Annotated in this window: 17 protein-coding genes; 11 read left to right on the forward strand and 6 right to left on the reverse strand. The window is 37.1% G+C overall.

Features of this window, described 5'->3' with window-relative positions:
* Positions 1-76 precede the first annotated feature (76 nt).
* The 3 genes from L2586_RS04455 to L2586_RS04465 form a co-directional block, all read right to left on the reverse strand.
* Positions 77-1,450 (reverse strand): saccharopine dehydrogenase family protein, encoded by a 1,374-nt coding sequence (locus L2586_RS04455; RefSeq protein WP_235291586.1) that lies wholly within the window; start codon positions 1,448-1,450, stop codon positions 77-79.
* A 279-nt stretch (positions 1,451-1,729) separates the two neighbouring features.
* The gene (locus L2586_RS04460) at positions 1,730-3,505 is read right to left on the reverse strand and encodes a T9SS type A sorting domain-containing protein (protein WP_235291587.1); all 1,776 of its coding nucleotides are present in this window, start codon (positions 3,503-3,505) and stop codon (positions 1,730-1,732) included.
* A 75-nt stretch (positions 3,506-3,580) separates the two neighbouring features.
* Positions 3,581-5,476, reverse strand: a complete 1,896-nt coding sequence (locus L2586_RS04465; RefSeq protein ID WP_235291588.1) for an amidophosphoribosyltransferase — start codon at positions 5,474-5,476, stop codon at positions 3,581-3,583.
* 433 nt (positions 5,477-5,909) lie between these two features.
* On the opposite strand from L2586_RS04465, the gene L2586_RS04470 reads away from it, so the two are divergent.
* The 9 genes from L2586_RS04470 to L2586_RS04510 all read left to right on the forward strand — a co-directional run bounded on the left by L2586_RS04470 (position 5,910) and on the right by L2586_RS04510 (position 15,084).
* Positions 5,910-6,224, forward strand: a complete 315-nt coding sequence (locus L2586_RS04470) for a hypothetical protein (RefSeq protein WP_235291589.1) — start codon at positions 5,910-5,912, stop codon at positions 6,222-6,224.
* Positions 6,225-6,236: 12 nt separating this feature from the next.
* Complete coding sequence (gene mutL / locus L2586_RS04475; RefSeq protein ID WP_235291590.1) at positions 6,237-8,036, forward strand: DNA mismatch repair endonuclease MutL; 1,800 nt, start codon at positions 6,237-6,239, stop codon at positions 8,034-8,036.
* 9 nt (positions 8,037-8,045) lie between these two features.
* Positions 8,046-8,780 carry a rhomboid family intramembrane serine protease gene (locus L2586_RS04480; RefSeq protein WP_235291591.1) on the forward strand — a complete coding sequence of 245 codons (735 nt, stop codon included), beginning with the start codon at positions 8,046-8,048 and terminating at the stop codon, positions 8,778-8,780.
* 2 nt (positions 8,781-8,782) lie between these two features.
* Positions 8,783-9,706, forward strand: coding sequence for a rhomboid family intramembrane serine protease (locus tag L2586_RS04485; protein ID WP_235291592.1), 924 nt, complete (start codon positions 8,783-8,785; stop codon positions 9,704-9,706).
* Between the two features lie 13 nt (positions 9,707-9,719).
* On the forward strand, positions 9,720-10,775 hold the full coding sequence (locus L2586_RS04490; protein ID WP_235291593.1) for an endonuclease/exonuclease/phosphatase family protein: 1,056 nt from the start codon (positions 9,720-9,722) through the stop codon (positions 10,773-10,775).
* Between the two features lie 69 nt (positions 10,776-10,844).
* Positions 10,845-12,326: a cysteine--tRNA ligase gene (cysS, locus tag L2586_RS04495; protein ID WP_235291594.1), complete on the forward strand. Its 1,482-nt coding sequence runs from the start codon at positions 10,845-10,847 to the stop codon at positions 12,324-12,326.
* Positions 12,327-12,476: 150 nt separating this feature from the next.
* The gene (locus tag L2586_RS04500) at positions 12,477-13,475 is read left to right on the forward strand and encodes a M28 family peptidase (protein WP_235291595.1); all 999 of its coding nucleotides are present in this window, start codon (positions 12,477-12,479) and stop codon (positions 13,473-13,475) included.
* Positions 13,476-14,560: 1,085 nt separating this feature from the next.
* Positions 14,561-14,794, forward strand: coding sequence for a hypothetical protein (locus L2586_RS04505; RefSeq protein ID WP_235291596.1), 234 nt, complete (start codon positions 14,561-14,563; stop codon positions 14,792-14,794).
* Positions 14,779-15,084 carry a type II toxin-antitoxin system RelE/ParE family toxin gene (locus L2586_RS04510; protein WP_235291597.1) on the forward strand — a complete coding sequence of 102 codons (306 nt, stop codon included), beginning with the start codon at positions 14,779-14,781 and terminating at the stop codon, positions 15,082-15,084. Before L2586_RS04505 ends, L2586_RS04510 begins: the two co-directional genes overlap by 16 nt.
* A 166-nt stretch (positions 15,085-15,250) precedes the next feature.
* Here the strand turns inward: L2586_RS04510 and L2586_RS04515 are convergent, their stop codons facing one another.
* Positions 15,251-15,760, reverse strand: a complete 510-nt coding sequence (locus L2586_RS04515; RefSeq protein ID WP_235291598.1) for a hypothetical protein — start codon at positions 15,758-15,760, stop codon at positions 15,251-15,253.
* A gap of 572 nt (positions 15,761-16,332) precedes the next feature.
* On the opposite strand from L2586_RS04515, the gene L2586_RS04520 reads away from it, so the two are divergent.
* A complete protein-coding gene (locus L2586_RS04520; protein WP_235291599.1) occupies positions 16,333-16,983 on the forward strand; it encodes a pyridoxamine 5'-phosphate oxidase family protein in 651 nt (216 codons plus the stop codon).
* A 36-nt stretch (positions 16,984-17,019) separates the two neighbouring features.
* Complete coding sequence (locus L2586_RS04525; RefSeq protein WP_235291600.1) at positions 17,020-18,213, forward strand: molybdopterin molybdotransferase MoeA; 1,194 nt, start codon at positions 17,020-17,022, stop codon at positions 18,211-18,213.
* A 22-nt stretch (positions 18,214-18,235) separates the two neighbouring features.
* Here L2586_RS04525 and L2586_RS04530 read toward each other — a convergent pair whose 3' ends face one another.
* Positions 18,236-19,348, reverse strand: coding sequence for a vWA domain-containing protein (locus L2586_RS04530; RefSeq protein WP_235291601.1), 1,113 nt, complete (start codon positions 19,346-19,348; stop codon positions 18,236-18,238).
* 1 nt (position 19,349) lies between these two features.
* Complete coding sequence (locus L2586_RS04535; protein WP_235291602.1) at positions 19,350-20,231, reverse strand: AAA family ATPase; 882 nt, start codon at positions 20,229-20,231, stop codon at positions 19,350-19,352.
* Positions 20,232-20,335: the final 104 nt, after the last annotated feature.

Below are 20,335 nucleotides of genomic sequence, written 5' to 3' on the forward strand. Positions count from 1 at the left end.
AATAAAGTTTGGGTTACAACCTAGATATGCCAAAAGATAACAATTGGAATATTCAGATGATAACCCAAACTTCCTTTTATCCAATGACGCCTCCATTCGGATTGTATCCTAAATAGGGCACTTCTTTTTCCTTGAAATGTATTCCATAACCTTTTAACTCATTCAAAATTGGTTCGTAAACCTCTTTGGATATAGGTAACTGAACGCCGGGAGTTGTAATTTCCTTATTTAAAATTTTAAGCGCTGCAATAGCGACTGGTAGCCCAACAGTGGCTGCCATAGCAGTATAGGTTTGATCTTCACCTATAAGGACCATATTACTATCGATCTGATATTTTTCATCTTGAAGAACATATCCAAATTTGTGATACATCACGATCATGTCTTTTTCATCTTGTCGTAAAGTCCATTTATCCATCAGAATCTTCTGGAGTGCTTGTGCAGGTGTTGCATTTTCTATGCCGATCTTCTTTTCAGCGTTAAATATATCCAACTCCAGAAGTTTGTACCACATTAAATCATCTTGCTCAATCTTTAATGCATACCTCATTTTTAGTTCAACAGAATCTGTAGGAGAGTAAGCGAGAAATAAATTGATAAAATCTCTATAGCTCATTTTAGCTGAGTCTGGAATCACATAACTATCATCCGTCATCCCTAGCTGAACAAACATATTCCATGCTTTGCTAAAACCAACTCTACGCATAGTTCCTCTAAATAATGTCCCAATATCATCCAACCCATAAATCTTTCGATATTTCAGTGAATTACGATTAGCATAACCTTCGAACCTTCCATATCCATCTATATCAAGAAACTCAGTTCTTCTAAACAACCTGTGATAAGGAATATACTTATACGAACCTTCTTGGATGAACTCAGCCGCTCCACCCTGTCCTGCCAAAACTACATTCCTAGGATTCCAAGTAAATTTATAATGCCATAGATTATTATCTGACTCTGGTGCTACTAGTCCTCCCGTGAATGATTCGAACATAATCATCTTGCCTCCTTGGTCACGTATTCTATCGATCACTTGCATTGCGCTCATATGATCGATGCCCGGATCTACGCCTATTTCGTTCATGAATACCAATCCTTTGGCTTTTGCTTCTTCATCCAGAGCTTGCATTTCATCGCTTATATAGGAGGCCGTAACTAAATTCTTATTGTAGTTAATACAATCTTTTGCGACTTCGATATGAAATCGAGCAGGTAGCATTGAAATAATAAGATCAGCAGCTTGGATTGCAGCCCGACGCTTATCTATTTCAAAAATATCAAGCTGCATGCCTTTAGCATTAGCATGTCCTTGAGTATATTTCTTAGCAGTTTCTTCAGAAATATCTCCAATAGTAATAAAGATATTCTCCTCTTCGGATTTGTCTAATAGATACTTAATTAGACGAGTACAGGATCGTCCTGCACCTATGATTAATATGTTTCGCATTGTGGCTTTACGAATTTGGTTGGAACGAATGTACTAAAGTGTAATGGAAACTTATATAAATCCCTCTTAAACTTGAAAATCAACCTTTACGATCATTGGATCACTAAAATGATAACACTTATATGATGTACCATTTATAGCAATAGAGGAAAAGCTTTACCTACAGAAATAAATACGGTAGAAAATATAACGGAGCTTAGATACAGCTCGAGAGAGGTAAGTTATATATCCCTGTTACTTTTAAGCACGCAGCGCCTAAAAGTACCAGGGATTATATTTTTACTTAGCTAAAATGATCTTTCTGATAATCGTTTCGCTTTCTGTTTCTATATTAATAAAATAAACTCCATTCGAGTACTTTGCTAAATCCAATGCGATCTTCTCTGAACTTGAATGATAGCTTTCTGATTGCATTAATCTTCCGTTAATGTCCATCAGCTTAAGATTTACACTGCTTGACTCATTTAGTTCATAGTTAACCCAAATTTGGCCAGTAGTTGGATTTGGCGCTACAGAAAAATGCTGAACATCTTTTAAATTAGATACCGCACTAATCATAACAGTTACTGTTCCAACAGAGCTACAACCAACAGCATCTGTTACCGTTACATTATAGTCCCCTTCTGAAAGACCTTCTATGGTTCCTGTTGTTCCACTATCAGGATCTGACCAAGCATAAGTGTAAGGTTCCGATCCTCCACTGGCAGTAACCATAGCAGATCCACTGCCAAGGTCTGTAACCTCGATTGCAAGATCGGAGTTGAAATACGCCGTTATCGTAGAATCAGATAACTCACATAATGAATTAGCTGCATTTCCAGCTTCTGTATAAATAAAAGGTGTTATGATCCATTCTCCTTGAAGAATAGGTAAGTTATTTGCTTCAAGTAATCCACCGATTCCATTATCGAAAGCCGTAGAGACACTAGAGCCCGTTATTGAAAACCCTGTCCCATTTCCTCCGGTTCCACCTTCTCCAGGAGCGAACCCATATGCGATTCCTCCTCCATCAGGTATCGTTACATTTTCCATTAATATAATTACCGAATCCTGATCACCACAAACAACAACATTCGTTTCAGATGCAATACTACCGACTGCACAAGCGGCCATAGTCGTATCACACATTGTATTTCCTAGACATGTTATTGCTGGGAAACCATTTGCTACATCTGTATTGTCTCCATCTCCACAGAACCCTTCCTCATTTATAACAATTAAATAAGTTCCTGATTCAGAAGCCGTCCATGAAATGGTACAAGAATCGCCATCTCCACCTCCCTCAGCATCTACTTCACCACTCGGCGCTATGATTGTAAATCTAGGAACCCAAGTACCTGCTCCTGGTCCATTACACATGCTAAATGAATATTCACCTCCTTCTTGAAAATTATCAATTGAATAAGCTTCAGAAGCAAAAACTTCAAAGTCTGTAATTTCATTAACAGCACATCCTGATCCATCATCACACGGCGCTCCTCCGAAATTAGTATTAAAATCTGTCCATCCGCCACCTGGTGCAGGACTTGTCCAATCATTACAATAATCAGGGCAAGGTGTATTCCCAAGACAAGTTATTGCAGGATACCCATTATCCACAGTAGAATTAGACAGTGTGCCACATGAATCTAATTCATTAATAATAATGGTGTAACTACCAGATTCAGTAGCTATCCAAGAAATCGTACAAGAATCGCCATCTCCAGCACCAAAAGCATCGATTGCCCCACTTGGTGCGACAATTGTAAATTCTGGCACCCAAGATCCTGCGCCTGGCCCATTACACATACTGAATGAATACTCACCACCCTTGATAAATTTATTGATTAGATAAGATTCCGATGCATATACTTGAAAGTCTGTAATTTCGTTGGTTTGGCAACCCGTTTCGCCTTCGCAAGGTGCACCACCGAACATATCATTAAAGTCTCCCCACGAAGTTGTAGTAGTTGGTTCGGTCCAAGTTTCACATTGTGCACTTATGTTATTAACGCAAATGCCGCCTATAAATATTAGGGCAAAAAATAATGTTTGAATAGTAAATATCTTTTTCATAGAACTGTTTTGCTATCAAAATAGTAAAACTTCTAGATTATTATATTTAATTCTTTAAACTTTTAGACGAATCAGCTATGCATAAGCTCTAGCGTCGACATTTTCCATGTAATTTACAAAAGCCTTATTGACCACTCTAATTCCTCCTGGTGTAGGAAAATTTCCTGAAAAATACCAATCCCCAGAATTTCCTGGACAAGCTTCATGAAGTGATTCTATGGTTTGATAAATTATTTTCACATCCGGCTTAATATCGGGAGGTGTAAGAATTTCACTTATCTTTTCACTAACCATTTCATACGGAAATTCATCATATAATTGCTGAACTTCATTTTTCAATTGATCATCTGGAAGATCTGCCATAGCGACACATCTTTGGTATGTTTCCTCAAGCAAATGTTCTTTCCCATGTTCCTTTAATAGCGCAACTAATGCTCTAAAAGCAACAAAGTTTTTCATCTTAGACATGTCTATTCCATAACAATCTGGATATCTGATCTGTGGTGCCGAAGAAACAATGATAATTTTCTTAGGTCTCAGTCTGGCCAATATTCTAAGAATAGAATTCTTCAATGTTGTACCTCTAACAATAGAATCATCGATTAACACAATAGTATCTATATCATTCTGCACGATTCCGTAGGTCACATCGTAGATATGAGGAACCATAAGTCCTCTACTGTTGTCATCCGCAATAAATGTTCTGAGTTTAGCATCTTTAATAGCCAATTTCTCAAATCTTGGTCTTACAGATAGTATTTCTTCTAATTTTTGAACATTCGGTGTAGGCCCTAATTCCTTTATTTGCTTAATCTTCAATGAATTTAATGCATCCTCCATTCCGTGCATCATTCCGAAGAAAGCAGATTCCGCTGTATTCGGTATAAAAGAGAAAATCGTATCCTTGAAATCATAGTTGATTTCTTTCAACACCTTCTCACATAATAATTCCCCTAATTTTTTTCTTTCTAGGTAAATGTCTCTATCTGTTCCTCTACTGAAATATATTCGTTCGAATGAACACGCCTTTTTCTCTACCTGATCTTTTATCAATTCTTCGCTGATCGTCCCATTCTTTCGAATGATGAGCGCATGACCTCTTTTAAGTTCTTTAACTTGATCGTACTGCACATCGATTGCCGTCTGAATAGCTGGTCTTTCAGAAGCAACAACAGCTATTTCATCATCGTGATAATAATATGCTGGTCTGATTCCTGCTGGATCTCTTACTACAAATGCATCACCATGACCTATTAATCCAGCCATCGTATATCCTCCGTCAAACTTTCTGAAGGCACGCTGAAGAAAGCGTTGTATATCTAAATGCTCGTATATTAAAGTATTGATTTCTTGATTATTGTAACCCTCTGGCTTAAACCATGAATGGAGTCGCTGAACTTCATCGTCTAAGAAATGTCCAATTTTTTCCATAACGGTAACCGTATCAGATTTCTCTTTCGGATACTGACCTAGTGTGACTAACTCATCGAAAAGTTCTTCTACGTTAGTCAGGTTAAAGTTACCTGCAACGACAAGATTTCTACTGATGTAGTTGTTTTGTCTTAAGAAAGGATGGCAGGTTTCTATAGAATTATCACCATGTGTTCCATATCTTAAGTGACCTAAAAGTAACTCGCCAGTATAGGGTTTATTCCTTTTCAGCCATTCTGGATTATTCATCTGTTCTGGCGATAAATCTTCAAAATGTGAAAATACGCCTTCGAAAAGATCTTTAAGGTAGGTGGAAGTATTCGTCCTTTTTCTTGAGATGTATCGGTGCCCCGGTCCCATGTCTAGTTTAATCGTTGCTAGCCCAGCGCCATCTTGCCCTCTGTTCCGCTGCTTTTGCATGAGCAATTGCATCTTATCCAGGCCATACAATGACGTTCCATACTTTTCTTTATAGAACTCTAGTGGTTTTAACAATCTAACTACGGCTAAACCGCATTCATGTTTAATTTGATCGCTCATCAGGTTACCGTATTATTATCGCAAAGTTAAAGTAAACTTAAGACTTATTACAACAAACCAAGGACATAAAAGATTTATTAAAACTGTCGGGGTTAGTCATATCATTGAATTTCTAGTATTCGACCTCGTTTTCATGAAGAAACATCACCCATAATTGCACTTGAAAGCCTTGCTTTGAGACCTACGAAGGCGAGGACTTTTGAGCTTACATTTAATTCGAATTAGGCTACCCTAGAATGTTCGCATCACTAATAAAGTGGTATCAACAGAATAAAGCGATGGCATCAAAACCAAACACCATCAAACTGCATCTACTAAATAAGTATCTGTATAAGTTTAATACCTTTTAATCAAGAACGTGATAACATTGACCTAAAAAACAAAACTTATCACTTCCTTAAATCGTTATCAATTAAATCCTTAATTTTACCGTATGGCAATATTCTCATTTTTCAATACTCAAAAACCAAAGCAATTCAACTTCAAGCCTCGGCATTATGATGAGCGGAAAGAAAGAATTGATGAAATTATTTCAAGAAACAAAGAGGAAGCTATTTCGGATCCTGATGCCATGAAGTCAAGAATAAAACATGGCTTCCAAACCCGCGGATCAGTTGACAGAAGCTACGAATCTAATATTCGCAAGCGTTCTAATAGAACATTATTGATCACAATGGTTGTGCTTGTTTTATTATCTTTCTTACTTTTGTCTACATATCTGCCGGAAATATTAAAACTGGTAGAATAAAAAATTGATTTTATGGCTGATATTATTCAGCTTCTTCCTGATTCTATTGCTAACCAAATTGCTGCAGGGGAAGTGGTTCAACGACCATCTTCCATAGTGAAAGAATTGTTGGAGAATGCTATTGATGCTGGTGCAACTGAAATTCAACTCATTCTGAAAGATGCTGGTAAAACCCTCATTCAGGTTGTTGATAATGGGAAAGGAATGAGCGAAACCGACGCAAGGATGTGTTTCGAAAGACATGCGACTTCCAAGATTAGAAATACGGAAGACTTGTTTTCTATTCAGACCATGGGATTTAGAGGTGAAGCACTTGCTTCCATTGCAGCTGTTGCTAAAGTGGACCTTATCACTAGAACAGCTGATAAAGATATTGCAATTAATGTAAGAGTAGAAGGCACAAAAGTTACTCGACAAGAGGCATGTCAGGGACCTTTAGGAACAAGTATTTCCATAAAAAATCTTTTCTACAATGTTCCTGCTCGTAGGAAATTTCTAAAATCGGATCCGACTGAGTACAAGCATGCCTTAGATGAATTTAACCGAATTGTCTTATCCTACCCTGAAATAAAATTTACGCTTTACCACAACAACAATAACATTATGTCATTGTCTGCAGGCAATTTGCGTCAGCGGATAGTCAGTGTCCTTGGAAAATCTATTAATGACAAGTTGGTTCCAGTAGAAGTAGATACCGATAATCTAATATTGTCAGGATTTATCGGAAAACCTGAAGCGTCGAAAAAGAGTCGAGGAGATCAATACCTTTTTGTGAATAAACGATTCATCAAGAGCAACTATATTAACCATGCCATAAAGGCTGCATATGAAGACCTTATTGCAAGCGACCATACGCCAGTTTACTTCTTATTCTTAGAAATCGATCCGACGAGCATCGATGTCAATGTGCACCCAACTAAGCAAGAAATTAAGTTTGAAGAGGAAAGGTTAATATACAACTACATTAAAGTTGCGGTTAGACATGCTTTAGGTCAATATAATATAACGCCAGTACTTGATTTCTCGCGTGAGAACACCTTTGACCACCAAAAGCACAATGTGCAAAAAAGAATGGATTCAGGCGGATACGGTATGCCTGAAAAATCACCTTTGCAAAAGGATAATCTAAAAAATTGGGAGTCCATATATGAAGGAATGATTACCATAGAATCAGATGAAGACTTACCTGTAAGGGTTCCAAGTTCGATGCCTAATGATGATGGGCCTCTAATTTCGACAGATTCGCTAAGTAATCGCCCCTACCAGATTCACAATAAATACATTATTAATCCGATCAAATCAGGATTTTTAATCATTGACCAAAAAAGAGCTACTGAAAGAATTTATTATGAGGAATTCATGGAATCGGTAGAGAATCAAGAAGTACTAACACAGAAAAAATTATTCCCAAAACCTATAGAACTTTCTTCTGCGAAAGCAGAAACATTAAGGCTCATGAAAAATGACCTAAGTTGTATGGGACTAGAAATTGAGGAATTTGGGAAAGACGACTTCATTATCCATGCTTTACCAGCGGGGATAGGAGATAATATTGATGAAACTGTTCTAATAGAAGAATTAATTACACAGTACGAAGCCAATATAGATATGAAGCTTGGTTTATCTGAAAGTGTGGCAGCCAGTGTTGCTTCGAAAAAAGCAATCCGTGGAGGAACTTCACTTTCGGAAACTGAAATGCATAATATTATTGATCGCTTATTTGCTTGTAAAATCCCATATACGAATGCATATGGCAATAAGACTTTTATTACCGTCGAAATAGATGAACTGAAAAAGCGTTTCAATAGTTAATGTAAATGTATGATGAATAATATTACAGATGTAGTAAAAAATCTACTCATCCTTAATGTGATTGTTTTTGTAGGTGTAAGTCTAACAGGAGAGCTAAGTGGCATAGATCTTTCCCAGTATTTCATGTTGTACTCGCCCCTTTCAGAAAATTTCAAGCCAATTCAGTTGGTCACCCATATGTTTATGCATGGTGGTATATCGCATTTACTTTTTAATATGTTAGGTTTGTTTTTCTTAGGACCATATGTAGAAAAAAGAATGGGTTCTCAGCGATTTTTGATTTTCTACCTTGCTTGTGGGTTAGGCGCTTTGCTCGCACATATCGGTGTAGATTACATACAATATTATAGCATGTCTGACTTGACTTCATTAATAAGTATGGATCAGTTAAAATCTTTAATGGCAACTGGCCAATATGCGGGAACAGGTTTAGGAAGAAATGAGGCAGAACTTCTATATCAAGGTTTATATGGTGTATATAATGTTCCAGTAGTAGGCGCTTCAGGAGCCATCTATGGTGTATTCTTAGCCTTTGCGATGTTCTTTCCAAACATGAAATTGATGTTACTTTTCCCTCCTATTCCAATTAAAGCGAAATTTTTAGTTGCAGGAATTATAGCCATTGACTTATTTTCAGGAATTAGTGGCCAGCAGACAGGAATTGCACATTTTGCGCACATAGGAGGCGCTATTATGGGCTTTATTCTCGTTAGTATTTGGTATGGAAACCCATTTAAAAAATAAAGATGTTCGATTCTATTTTTGATGATTTAAAGAATTATTTCCGATCAGGAAACATGATTTCCAGGATCATTATTATTAATGGGGCTGTTTTCCTAGCTTTGATTTTAATTAAAATAGGACTCATCTTTACCGGTCCTGAGTACGCCGCGAAAATGGCTGTTGTTACGAAATACATTTCTATCAACGAGAGTATGTGGTTTAACATCACCCATCCATGGGTTTTCGTTACACATGCATTTACTCATTTCGGATTTTTTCACATTCTCTTTAATATGTTAATGTTGCTATGGTTTGGTAGAATCGTAGGTGACTTGTTAGGTGACAAACATGTTCTTCCTATCTACATTTATGGAATAATGGCCGGAATTCTATTCTTCTGGATATCTGCAAATTATATATCTCCGGGTACTCAGATCGCTTATGGTGCATCAGCAGCAGTAATGGCGATTGTGGTAGCGGCAGGTTTTACTGCACCTGATTATGAAATGAATCTAATACTTATCGGACCGGTCAGAATAAAATATATTGTCCTAGTTTTATTGATACTAGACTTGCTATCCGTTTCGAACATGAGTAATACTGGCGGGCATCTTGCTCACTTAGGTGGAGCAATATTAGGAGGTTTGTATGTCAATGGGTTGCGGAGTGGATATGATCTTTCTACGCCAATGAACAACCTAATAAATAAAATCGTTGCTATCTTCACACCTTCTGAAAGAAGCGCACCAAGAAGAAAAAGTCCTCTTACCGTAAGTTTTAAGTCAGAAGGAAAAACTAGAAAATCAGGTAGCATCTCCGATACAGAAGAAAAGCAATATTCAGTATCTGATAGACTCGATGAAATTTTAGATAAAATAAAAGAAAAAGGAATTCAACGATTAACAAAAGAAGAGCGAGAATTCTTAGAAAACCAAAGTAAAAACTAATTCGAAAGTTGATTTGAAGAAGATTTTAAAATTTTTCTTATTCCTGAATATTGTCTTGGTGATCGTTACGCTTTTCGCCTATCTTTCTCCTTATGCCAATCCTAAGCACCTCTGGCCGGTTTCAGTAATTGCTGTATTCTATCCTTGGTTGCTACTTTTCAATTTTATCTTTATAGTCTTCTGGATGTTTAATAAGTTTCGATATGCACTTATTTCTGTTGCTACGATCCTACTAGGGTTTAATTACCTGAATGGCTTCATCGGATTTAACAGCTCTGGTTATATGTCAAGTCCAGACCAGATAGAGATCCTTAGCTATAATACCCAAAACCTATATTACATCTACAAAACAGAAGAAAACAGAAAGGCTAGGACCGACAAATTCTTCAAATTCATGAAGGACCAGCATGGAGTCGATATCATCTGTGCACAAGAACTAGGCTTACGATCCATCGAATTATGGAATAAGAAAATGAAATTTCCACACGTTTTTGCTCCAGAAAAAGTAGGTCCTGTGATTTTCAGCAATCATCCAATTTCAGATCGTGGACAAATTCATTCTGAAGTCTCTACGATTAATTCATGCATCTGGGCGGATATCAGCATTAAAGGAACGACTTATAGAATATATAATCTGCACATGGAATCGAATAAGATTACCAGAACTGCAGAGAAGGTGATTGAAGAGGTTAACCTACAGAATAAGGAAACATGGAGTGGTGTCAAGGCCATTATAAAACGATATAAAAACAACGCTTCGCTCAGAATCGGTCATGCCGAAAGGATTAGAGCGCATATGCTAGAAAGTCCATATCCTATAATTTTAGCAGGAGACTTTAACGATGTTCCTATGTCTTACCTTTACCACATTCTAAGCTCAGGCATGAATGATAGTTTTATTAAGAAAGGACGAGCATTCGGCACCACATTTGCAGGGAAAATACCGGCATTAAGGATTGATTACATCCTAACGGATAGTCAATTTAAAATTTTGGACCACAAAATAATGAAAGAAGGATTTTCTGATCATTATCCTATAAAATCAGTTGTCCAATTAAAGCAAGAATAACGAAATAGATATTTAATATACGGATTGCCAATAAATAAAATCACTTAAAAAAATATACTTTTGCACCTTATGGACAAGAAACTTAGTGTATACAACAGCTTAAGCAGGAAAAAAGAGGAATTTAAACCTATTCATGAAGGAAGAGTCGGAATGTATGTATGTGGTCCGACGGTATATAGCGATGTCCATTTAGGAAACTGTCTCACCTTTGTCAGATTTGATGTCATTTATAGAACACTTCTTCACTTAGGATATAAGGTAAGATATGTGCGAAATATTACCGATGTTGGTCACTTACTAGACGATGGGGAAGATAGAATTTCTAAGGGTGCTCGAATCGATCAACTAGAACCGATGGAAGTTGTCCAGAAATATGCGAATGGCTTTCACGACATCATGGATATATTTAATGCCCTAAGACCTAATATCGAGCCAAGAGCGACTGGTCATATCATGGAACAGATTGCCATGGTAGAACAAATCATTAAAAATGGATATGGTTACGAGGTAAATGGTTCTGTATATTTTGACACGATAAAATTTGCCGAACAGACTGGAAAATATGGCGAACTATCTGGAAGAGTGATAGAAGATTTATTAGTAGAAACCAGAGATCTAAAGAATCAAAGTGACAAGAAACATCCAGCTGATTTTGCGATATGGATGAACGCTTCACCAGAACATCTGATGAGATGGCCATCACCATGGGGAGAAGGATTTCCAGGCTGGCACTTAGAGTGTTCTGCAATGTCAACTAAATACTTAGGTAAGACTTTCGATATTCATGGTGGAGGAAATGACTTAAAATTTCCACACCACGAAAATGAAGTAGCTCAGAATGTCGGAGCTTGTGGTTGTGCACCAGCAAATTATTGGTTGCATACGAATATGCTATTAATGAATGGTCGAAAGATGTCTAAAAGTGACGGGAACACGATTTCTCCTGAAGAATTATTTACAGGAGATAGCCCACATGTTTCTAAAGGATATCACCCAATGATCATCAGATTCTTTATGTTGCAATCTCATTACAGAAGTGAATTGAACCTGACAGATGAAGGAATTTTATCCGCAGAAAAAGGGTACAAACGACTGATGGAATGTTTGAAATCTGTAGGTAGTTTAGAGGCGAAAGGTTCTAAAGCTACTCCATTAGATGAAGAAATATTAAGCTTGTTAAATCAAGCTGAAGAAGATATGCTTGATGACTTTAATACACCGAAAGCTATTTCTAGATACTTCGAATTGTGTAATAAGATCAATGGATTAAAAGAAGGCCAATTAAACCTTGGGGATGTATTACCGTCTACTATAGAGAAACTTGTGAAAGATTTTAATGCTTTTGTACACAATGTTCTAGGACTTAAAGATGTTTCGGATTCAGAATCAGGTGCCATTTTAGATGGTGTTATGCAACTAGTGATTCAACTGAGACAAGGAGCACGAGAAGAAAAGAACTGGGCTGCTTCAGATAAAATTAGAGATGGTTTAGCAGCGTTAGATATACAGATTAAAGATGGCAAAGAAGGAACGGAGTGGTCTTTTAAGTAGGGAGGCGGGGAGTCTTGAATCTTAAGTCTTAAGTACGGATTGGAGAGAAGTGAGGTTTCTAGTGAACTTAGCCAGTGAACTATCTTGCAAATTCATTTTTAAAATATGATGATTTAAAAATTACTAAGGTGAAAAAATATATCTGCATACATGAAAATTAAATATCTATACTTTCTCCTGATTATTGGATTTGCAATGTTTTCTTGCAAGTCAGATCCTAAGCCTCAGACTGTTGAAACCAAACTTAAGGCGAGAGCAAAAGTGCCTGTTTTCAATATTGATTCCTCATTTTCTTACTTAGAAAAGCAGTTGGACTTTGGATTTAGAATTCCTGGAACAGCCGAACATGAGGCTACTAAGGACTGGTTGGTTGCTAAATTTAAAGAATTTGGTCTGTCAGTAAAAGTTCAGAAATTTAATACAACCATTTTCAATGGTCAAAAAATGCCTGGCTATAATATCATTGCACAAATAAACTCTGAACATGCAGATCGGGTAATTATTGGTGCACACTGGGATACGAGGTTCATTGCCGACAAAGATCCAGATGAAGAAAATCATGATGATCCAATCATGGGAGCGGATGATGGAGCAAGTGGAGTTGCTGCAATTCTAGAATTAGCTCGTACAATTAGCCAAAACCCAATAGATATGGGTGTTGACTTTATTTTATTTGATGTAGAAGACCAAGGTGATATGGGTGGTGATGTAACTACTTGGGCACTTGGATCTCAATATTGGGCAAAAAACAAGGTACCTAAAAATTATAGCGCTGATTTCGGAATTTTATTAGATATGATTGCTGCTAAAGGAGCACGATTCGGACGGGAAGGGTATTCTATGAGAGATGCTGGACACGTTATGGATAAAGTATGGAAATTGGCTCAAAATATGGGTTACTCAGATCTTTTTCAAGATTACAATGCAGGCGGCATTGCGGACGATCATGTATATATGAATCAAGCTGGAATACCGACGATAGACATCATTAGTATCCCAAATCCAGATAATAAAGAATCATCTTTTGGTTCGTATCATCATACAGTTGCGGATAACATTGACATTATTGACAAGCGGAATCTAAGAGTGGTAGGTCAAGTTGTGCTTGCAGTCTTATATAGGCATTCAGATGGAACTCTAGGCTTGTAGCGTATGAAAAAAGTAGTTGGAATTATATTTTTGCTGTTCGTATTGCTTTTAATTTCTACCGTAATTACGAATCTACCTTTAATTGTAGCGGTTGTTATGAATCCACTTGGATTAATCGTTTTTCTTTTAATCTCTGCTGGGCTAATCTTTTCATTATACAAGTTATTAAAGTTTCTAAGGTCGTAGAGATGGATCAGTACGCCGAGCTTAGGATAGAGCGATGGCAAGGATTGCTGAGCCGATATTCGAGGGTTGTTAATGCTCAATATTTTATCATAATCCACAAAAGTATTTATAGGCTCACGGCAGGTGAGGCTATGATTTTTCGCTAACTGGAAAGCAAACCATCTAACTTCTCGCTAATGCTGATCGTAAGCTTGGATCAGTAAGCCGAGCTTTGAATAGAGCGATGGCAAGGATTGCTGAGCCGATATTCGAGGGTTGCTAATGCTCAATATTTTATAATAATCCGCAAAAAAATTCATAGGCTCACGGCAGGTGAGGCTATGATTTTTCGCTAACTCGAAAGCAAAACCATCTAACTTCCCGCTAATTCTGATCGTAAACTAGGATCAGTAAGCCGAGCTTTGAATAGAGCGTTGGCAAGGATTGCTGAGCCGATATTAAAATTACGAAGTAAAGATTATTCTAGAACCATCCCCAATGACTCAATTACCATGTTTCAATTCTTGCTGTATGAGTGCTTAATTTCATGTATTCAATTCAGAAGTATGATGAGTGTTGTTCTCATAGACCTTATATTTGCTTGTTATGGCTTATGTAAGACCAATATTCAGTTATAAGTCTGAGCATTGCTACCTTTAATTTCTGACTCTCTGACAACTAAACAATAGAGACTTAATTAGTACCTAATTGCCTAATCTATGAGCTTACATCTACTTATAAAGTCACATTACGAAACTAAACCTGATTTGTCAATTAGGAATACGAGAAACTAAAAACAGGTCAACTAACTGAATATCAATTATTTAGAAAATAGGATATAAGACATTTTATTTTCAAAATTAGGAGTTTGGCACCATTTAGCTCAAAAAATCGTTATCTTAGTAACTAAATTGAAGGATATGTCTACAATAGAACTTAAAAATAAACTTAAGGAAAAAATAGAGTCTATCCACGAGGATTATCTCCTTGAACATCTTATAGACATCATAGAAGCTGAAACAGCTAATGAAGCCTTTGAAATACCCAAGTCGCATATGAAGAGTATAGACATTGGAATTGCTCAAATTAAGGCAGGAAATACTTATACAAATGATGAAGTTATGGAAAGAGTGCAACAATGGTCAGAGAAATAATTTGGTCACCTGAAGCGCTTGAACTATTAGAAGGCATCTTAACATATTGGGAAGAAAGGAATGGATCAAAAAAATATTCTCTTAATCTAAATAAGTACTTCCAAGACGTACTTAGGCAAGTCAGTAAATATCCAGAATCTGGCAGAGTTACTAAATATCGGGATGTTTATTATAGAATTGTGAAAGACTATTTTATCTACTATGCATATAATGAAGAGGTAATAGAAGTCCTTTCCTTATGTGATATGAGAAGAGATCCAGATTATATCAAATCCTTACTAGACAGATAACATACGAGCCATAACACCATATATCATGTCATGCACTACTTAGGCCCAATCTGCTCTATTGGTAATATGAGATTTATAGCATAATTCAGCTTCATCGCTGTAATGCACGCCTCATATCCTTGAAACGTTATTTCATTGCCACTAAAACCTCCCTAATCAACCCTGACTATCCAATACCATGCTCCAAAATTCTTACTCCTTCCCATTCGCCTATATTGTTCTTCTGAAAAAATACTAATAGTGGAACAAAAAAGTCTTTATTTTCAAATGTTGCAAAGATAACCGCCTTATTTCCCTTTACGAAAATAGGACTACAACCAAATAAATTCTCCTTTCTTTCTTTCGAATCGTACTCTTCCCTTGAAATTATGGGATAACCTAAATCCGTGCATTCTATTTCTTCACCTATTTTTACTGGGTCAATGGTTGTAAAACTTGAATCTATAGAAGAAATGAACTTGATATCTTCTTCTGAAATTCCATGGAGTTCTAAAGAAATGTAAATCTCTTCTTTTGGTAGCCATGAAATAGAATCTGAGACATATTCAATGCATGTAGTGATTAATGAACATTCACCATTATCTTTAGAATCATCGCATGAAAATAGAATGAATGATTCATTATTATTTGCACAATTAAAGATCATGAGTGATAATAATAGTATTGCAAATTTCATAGGAATTATTGATAAAATGGTTTTTCACAACAATTGTGACTATGATTTTTCACATTTCGGCATCATAATGGTTAAGTCCAAAAATAAAAACTTTAGTTCCGAAACCAAAACGGAGTTGCGTATTCCTAATAGCGAAAAGATAATAAAATCTAATCACATCTAGTTTCCCGCTAATGCTGATCGTAAACTTGGATCAGTACGCCGAGCTTTGAATAGAGCGATGGCAAGGATTGCTGAGCCGATATTCGAGGGTTGCTAATGCTCAATATTATATCATAATCCGCAAAAAAATTCATAGGCTCACGGAAGGTGAAACTATGATTTTTCGCTAACTCGAAAGCAAACCATCTAACTTCCCGCTAATGCTGATCGTAAACTTGGATCAGTACGCCGAGCTTAGGATAGAGCGATGGCAAGGATTGCTGAGCCGATACTCGAGGTTGTTACTGCTCAATATTTTACAACAATCAGCAAAAATATCCATAGGCTCACATAAGGTGAAGTAATAATTCCCCCCAACTTGAAATGGAATTATTTATCTTGACTTACCTTAATCAAAACATTGACCTAAAATGAAGAAGGAAAAACCCGCTGATAAGATTCGAGTAAAACGTATTCCTAAAAGAGGCATCTACGACCGAGAAGAAATTTACGAGATCCTTGACAAAGACTGCGTCTGTCATGTTTCCTTTGTCTACGAAGGTTACCCCGTCATCATCCCAACCATCTACGGCCGAAAAGAGGACAAACTCTATCTTCATGGCGCTGGCAGTTCAAGAATGATGAAAACCTTAGCATCTGGAATTCCCATCTGTATTGCAGTCACACAAGTAAATGGAATCGTCCTTGCTCGATCACTTTTTAATTCTTCCATGAATTACGAATCCGTTGTGGTTTTTGGGAAAGCTAAAATGGTAGAATCTGCCGAAGAAAAAAATGAAGGCTTAGCCGTTGTTTCTGATCAAATTCTTAAAGGAAGATGGGAAGAAGCGCGCCTCCCGAGCGCGAAAGAACTGAAAGCTACCATGCTTCTAGAAGTGACCATAGAAGATGCTTCCGCTAAACGAAGAGAAGGAGATCCTGGAGATGAAAAAGCAGATTACGATTTAGATATCTGGGCAGGCGTTGTTCCTATGATTCGATCATATGGACCACTGATTCCCGATGCGCTCTTGAGAGAAGGTATTCCCGCACCATTATCCACAGAAAAGCTGTATAAATAACAAGATATTTCCCTTAAGATTAATAACTTGTAAACTATGATAACCGTTGAAGAAGCACACAGAATTGTACTGAGCAATTGTTCAGTAGCTAGTATTGTATTAGAAAATATTAACGATGTTCAAGGTTACAACCTTGCTGAAGATATCTACGCTGACCGCAACTTTCCTCCTTTCGATAGAGTAACCATGGATGGAATCGCTATACGATTCGAAGATTATAGCAAAGGTATCAGAACTTTTAAAATCAATGGAATTGCCGCTGCTGGAAGTGAGCAAATTAGCATTCACAAAAGCGGAGAATGCGTGGAAGCAATGACAGGTGCTATGCTTCCTGAAAATTCGGACACTGTTATCAGATACGAAGATCTTGAAATCGAAGGCAACAAGGTTACCATTATTGCCGAAAGGGTTACCCATGGCCAAAACATTCATAGAGAAGGCGAAGACAGAAAAAAAGGTGACTTAATTCTTCGTAAGGGGAAGAGAATCGAAGCTCCAGAGCTAGGTGTCCTTGCAACAGTAGGGAAGAACATGGTAAAAATCTATCAAAGACCTAAAATTGCAATCATTTCTTCAGGAGATGAGTTGGTTAATGTTGATACTAAGCCAGAACCTCATCAGATTCGAAAATCGAACAATTATAGTATTCAAGGTGCATTGACTCAATTTAATTGTGAAATCGACCAATTTCATCTACTAGATGATCCAGATGAAATCACCAATAAAATTCGAGGCATTCTGAATGAATATGATGTTTTAATATTGAGTGGTGGCGTATCGAAAGGCAAATTTGATTACATCCCTGAGGCCTTAATGCAGCTCGATGTCAAAAAATTATTCCATAGGGTTAAGCAACGTCCTGGCAAACCATTCTGGTTCGGTAAGTCTAAAGAAGGAAAGACCGTGTTCGCATTACCAGGAAACCCAGTCTCTTCTTTCATGTGTACTCACAAATATGTGTTATCATGGATGAGGTGGCACCTCGGTCTCACAGAACCCACGATATATGCCGAACTCGCTTCTGATATAAATTTCAAACCGAACTTAACTTACTACGCACAAGTGAAATTGACATATAGCAAAACAAGTAAAATATTAGCCCACCCTATCGAGGGAAATGGTTCTGGCGACTTGGCCAACTTAACAGATGCCGATGCTTTCATGGAATTACCAATGGGGAAAGAAATCTATAAAGCAGGAGAGGTTTATGAAGTTATCCGATTCAGATAATAATGGACTAGTATTTTAACAACTAAATCACAATCTTCAGTAAGTCTTCGACGCTATTGGCCGCTTGAAATACATCGATATATGGCCAGGCCGCTTTCAGACATGCTACATCTGGTTTGAAATTAGGATTGGCAGCTAGCGGATTAAGCCAAATAATTTTTCCACTCTTCCGACTGATAATATTCATTGCACGAGCTACCACTTCAGGTTCGCCAGTATCCCAGCCATCACTTAACACTACCACCTTCGTCTTATGATCTAATAATTGGCTTCCATAATTTATTGCAAAATCTTCCAACGCGGCTCCAATTTTAGTCCCTCCAGACCATTCATCAAAACTTTCTTTCAATGCATTAAGGACCGTCGGAAAATCGTAATGGCTTAAACTATTTGTTATTCGTTCCAGTCGAGTACTGAAAACAAAGGTTTCTATCTTGGTTGATGCTTGGTTTAGTCCATACATAAACTGGATTAAGAATTTGGAATAGAGCTCCATCGACTTGCTTACATCGCAGATGAGGACCAATTTTAATTTCTCTATTTTCCGCTTTTTATACTTGAGGTAAATGATTTCATCGCCCTTCCCGAAATTTGCCCGCATCACTTTCCTCAGATCGAGTTGAATGGGCATTTTAACATCTACTGATCGCTGCCCCTTCTTATTAGACCACTTTTTAACCACTAAGCGAGCATGCCTAAGCGTTTCAGATACATCATCTTTGGCAAAATTTGAAAAGTCCTTGTCGGTAAATTTTTGCTTAGCGTCATAACTAGCCACTGTAACTTCATCATTTTCCTTATTTCCATTCAGCCACTTTTTCAAAACTTCAACACCAGATTCCTGAGGTTTCGGTTTTTCTTTCTCTTCCGGAACTTCCTTTTGTTTTGAGTTTTCGCCACGCTTAACTTCGGCCCAGTACTGTAAATAAAGATCATCGAACTTGTCTAATTGGGCTTTATTCTTGGTCAATGTAGACCTAAGTGCTCCTTTGAAATAAGCCGGATCTCCGTAAGGAATAACTTCTAAGGCTTGTAATGCTTGAGACTGCTCCAAAGGTCCAATTGTAAAACCCTTGTTTCTAAGAAATCTGCAAAATTGAATCACATAAGCGCTTATGGTATTTTGTTTTTCCAAGTTAATGCACTTTCATTTTAACCTTAACTTTATCAAATAATTCAGAAAGGGAATCCTGAGACAATCGCGTATCCTGCCAGTCTTTTATAATAATCCCTAGTGTGGATTCAATAATTTTCACATCTAGCGCATCGAAATGCATATTACTCAATGCTAATGCCCAATCTAAAGTCTCTGCAATTCCTGGCACTTTCTGTAACCTCAACTTTCTTAGCTCTTGCATAAAATAAACAATCTGAGCAGCAAGGCGCTTATTAATCTGTGGCACTTTTTGTTCAACGATCTGCTTTTCTTTTTCAAAGTCAGGGAAATCAATCCAAAGATATAAACACCTTCTTCTCAGCGCCTCAGACAACTCCCTATTTCTATTAGACGTTAGTATGACGTGCGGAATGGATTTCGCAGCTATGGTTCCTAACTCTGGAATTGAAATTTGATAATCAGAAAGTAATTCTAATAAGAAACTTTCAAATTCTTCATCTGCTCGATCTATCTCATCGAGCAATAATACAGGTGATGTTTCTTTAGAAATAGATTGCAAAAGCGGCCTTTTCAATAAAAATTTCTCACTGAAAATAGTCTCCTCTTTTTCTTCGAGACTTTTCTCACTCTCATCCATTTTCAGGTAAAGCAACTGATGCTGATAATTCCATTCGTAGATAGATTGATTCACATCTAAACCCTCGTAACATTGCAATCTAATTAATTCCGTTTCTAGCGCCTTCGCAAGTACTTTCGCTATTTCAGTTTTCCCTACGCCTGGAGGTCCTTCTATTAATATTGGCTTGTTCAATGATATAGAAAGAAAAACCGACATGGTTATTTTTTCATCGGAGATATAATGGTTTTCCTCAAGTAATCTAGCTACTTCTTGAAGCGTCATAACCTAATTTTTTTTCTATGAAGTAAGAAGGAAAGGTAGTCAATACATATTTTATTCATTAAAAAATGCTTAGTTCATTTGCATGACCTAAGCATTTATAATGT

Origin of the sequence: Portibacter lacus, assembly GCF_021533215.1 — a bacterium.
Lineage (GTDB): Bacteria > Bacteroidota > Bacteroidia > Chitinophagales > Saprospiraceae > Portibacter > Portibacter lacus.

Excerpts from the sequence above, each read along its gene's own strand:
- L2586_RS04455 (WP_235291586.1), bottom strand. The coding sequence starts at position 1,450 with ATGCGAAACATATTAATCATAGGTGCAGGACGATCCTGTACTCGTCTA.
- L2586_RS04460 (WP_235291587.1), bottom strand. The coding sequence starts at position 3,505 with ATGAAAAAGATATTTACTATTCAAACATTATTTTTTGCCCTAATATTT.
- L2586_RS04465 (WP_235291588.1), bottom strand. The coding sequence starts at position 5,476 with ATGAGCGATCAAATTAAACATGAATGCGGTTTAGCCGTAGTTAGATTG.
- L2586_RS04470 (WP_235291589.1), top strand. The coding sequence starts at position 5,910 with ATGGCAATATTCTCATTTTTCAATACTCAAAAACCAAAGCAATTCAAC.
- mutL (WP_235291590.1), top strand. The coding sequence starts at position 6,237 with ATGGCTGATATTATTCAGCTTCTTCCTGATTCTATTGCTAACCAAATT.
- L2586_RS04480 (WP_235291591.1), top strand. The coding sequence starts at position 8,046 with ATGATGAATAATATTACAGATGTAGTAAAAAATCTACTCATCCTTAAT.
- L2586_RS04485 (WP_235291592.1), top strand. The coding sequence starts at position 8,783 with ATGTTCGATTCTATTTTTGATGATTTAAAGAATTATTTCCGATCAGGA.
- cysS (WP_235291594.1), top strand. The coding sequence starts at position 10,845 with ATGGACAAGAAACTTAGTGTATACAACAGCTTAAGCAGGAAAAAAGAG.
- L2586_RS04500 (WP_235291595.1), top strand. The coding sequence starts at position 12,477 with ATGAAAATTAAATATCTATACTTTCTCCTGATTATTGGATTTGCAATG.
- L2586_RS04505 (WP_235291596.1), top strand. The coding sequence starts at position 14,561 with ATGTCTACAATAGAACTTAAAAATAAACTTAAGGAAAAAATAGAGTCT.
- L2586_RS04510 (WP_235291597.1), top strand. The coding sequence starts at position 14,779 with ATGGTCAGAGAAATAATTTGGTCACCTGAAGCGCTTGAACTATTAGAA.
- L2586_RS04515 (WP_235291598.1), bottom strand. The coding sequence starts at position 15,760 with ATGAAATTTGCAATACTATTATTATCACTCATGATCTTTAATTGTGCA.
- L2586_RS04520 (WP_235291599.1), top strand. The coding sequence starts at position 16,333 with ATGAAGAAGGAAAAACCCGCTGATAAGATTCGAGTAAAACGTATTCCT.
- L2586_RS04525 (WP_235291600.1), top strand. The coding sequence starts at position 17,020 with ATGATAACCGTTGAAGAAGCACACAGAATTGTACTGAGCAATTGTTCA.
- L2586_RS04535 (WP_235291602.1), bottom strand. The coding sequence starts at position 20,231 with ATGACGCTTCAAGAAGTAGCTAGATTACTTGAGGAAAACCATTATATC.